Genomic DNA, 1,723 nt, shown 5'->3' with positions numbered 1-1,723 from the left:
GAAATATAAATAATAGTTAGTTTTTCACTGATATTGATCCTTTTTTTGATACGGGAGCATTTTTGCCTAATATAACAGAAAAGACAACAATCACTGCTATTACAAGAGTGAAAAATGAGATGGATTCATCGAGAAAAACGGTTGCAAATAGAATCATCAAAAATGGTTGTAAGTATTGAATCTGACTAACTCTTGCTATTCCGCCCATAGCCATGCCGCTATACCAAGCAATATATGCTAGAAATTGACTAACCACTGCGAGATAAATAAAACTAACCCATGCTTGTAAAGGAGCATGGAGCATTTCAGTTGTAAGGTTTAGCCCAACTGGAATGATGAAAAATGGAGCACCGATCATAATCGCCCAAGCAATCACTTGCCAGCTACCTAATTCTTTCGCTAATCTCCCACCTTCTGTGTAACTAAGTCCAAGTATAATCACTGCTGCTAGTAAAGCTAAATCGGCTAATTGTAATTGACCGAACCCAAGATGAAGTGCATACATAATAACAGCTAAAGAACCGATTATACTTGAAATCCAGAATTTGAGAGAAGGGATTTCACCAGCTCTAAACATAGCAAATCCGGCTGTTGCTAATGGTAATAAGGCTAATTCCACAGCTCCATGAGAAACAGGCAAGGATTCCATTGCCCAAGAAGTGAGGAGTGGAAATCCTAAAATTGCACCAACAGCAACAATAAGTAGACTTTTGAATTGGCGAGGAGAAGGAAGTTTTTCTTTTCGAACAATAAATATCACAGCTACTATAATAGCAGCAACAGCTGTTCTTCCTAAACCGACGACCGTGGTCCCAAAATACTCTACTGCAATTCTTGTAGAAGGGAGCGTTAAGCTAAAACAAATAACACCTATTAATCCCAACAATAATCCAAATTTCTCTCTGGTTTCTCTCTGCATCGTATCCTACCTACCTTCGTATTATATCTGTACCATTTTCTGTTTTTCTTAAAAAACAGTTCTGCTATAATTAAAATAATAATAGGTACACACAATAAAAATAAACCACTTTTTCACCCTTCTGTACCGGTACAGTTGAAGGAGGATAAATGAATGAGCTCAAAATATATCGAGATAATGGAAGAAATTAAGCTTCGGCTAGCAGATGGGGCGCTTATTGCAGGGAGTAAACTCCCTTCTGTTCGTCAGCTATCTGATCATTTTACATGTAGCAAAAATACAGTCATTAAAGCATACGAAGAACTAGAAAAAGAGCATTTAATTTATTCTGTTCCTAAAAGTGGCTACTTTGTTGTGAATGAATTTCAAATTACGACGAATGAAAATAACGTGATTGATTTCTTGTCTGCTGGTCCAGATAAAAAAGTTATGCCTTATCTTGAATTTCAACATTGTATGAATCAAGCAATTGAACAATATAAAGAAGAGCTTTTTACATACTCTGATCAACAAGGCCTTTACTCATTACGAGTACAGTTAGTGAAATATTTGCAGAATTTACAGGTGTTCACTCAACCTGAAAGAGTAGTGGTTGTATCTGGCTCGCAGCAAGCCCTTAATTTATTAGTTTCTATGCCATTTCCAAATGGAAAAAACAATATTCTAATTGAACAACCTACTTATTTCGGATTTATTGAGTCCATCAATCTGCACCAAGCTACTACTTTCGGAATTGAGTTATCGATGGAAGGGATTGATCTTGATCGTCTGGAATACATTTTTCGAAATAATGATATAAAATTT

The 1,723-nt window shown here is 36.0% G+C and carries 2 protein-coding genes; one reads left to right on the top strand and one right to left on the bottom strand.

Annotated features, from left to right (window positions below; all coding sequences use genetic code 11):
• Positions 1–16 precede the first annotated feature (16 nt).
• Positions 17–919 (bottom strand): DMT family transporter, encoded by a 903-nt coding sequence (locus V7137_RS30235; protein ID WP_335701490.1) that lies wholly within the window; start codon positions 917–919, stop codon positions 17–19.
• A gap of 153 nt (positions 920–1,072) precedes the next feature.
• Between V7137_RS30235 and V7137_RS30230 the strand changes: the two genes are divergently transcribed.
• Positions 1,073–1,723: PLP-dependent aminotransferase family protein (locus V7137_RS30230; RefSeq protein ID WP_335701489.1), on the top strand; the 651-nt coding region annotated here is incomplete at its 3' end.

Origin of the sequence: Neobacillus drentensis (genome assembly GCF_036962765.1) — a bacterium.
Lineage (GTDB): Bacteria > Bacillota > Bacilli > Bacillales > Cytobacillaceae > Neobacillus > Neobacillus drentensis_C.
Note: the sequence above shows the minus strand (reverse complement) of the source record. Positions and strands in the feature narration are given on the sequence as shown.

Bases quoted from the DNA above. Each gene is read 5' to 3' on its own strand.
- V7137_RS30235 (WP_335701490.1), bottom strand. From the start codon at position 919: ATGCAGAGAGAAACCAGAGAGAAATTTGGATTATTGTTGGGATTAATA.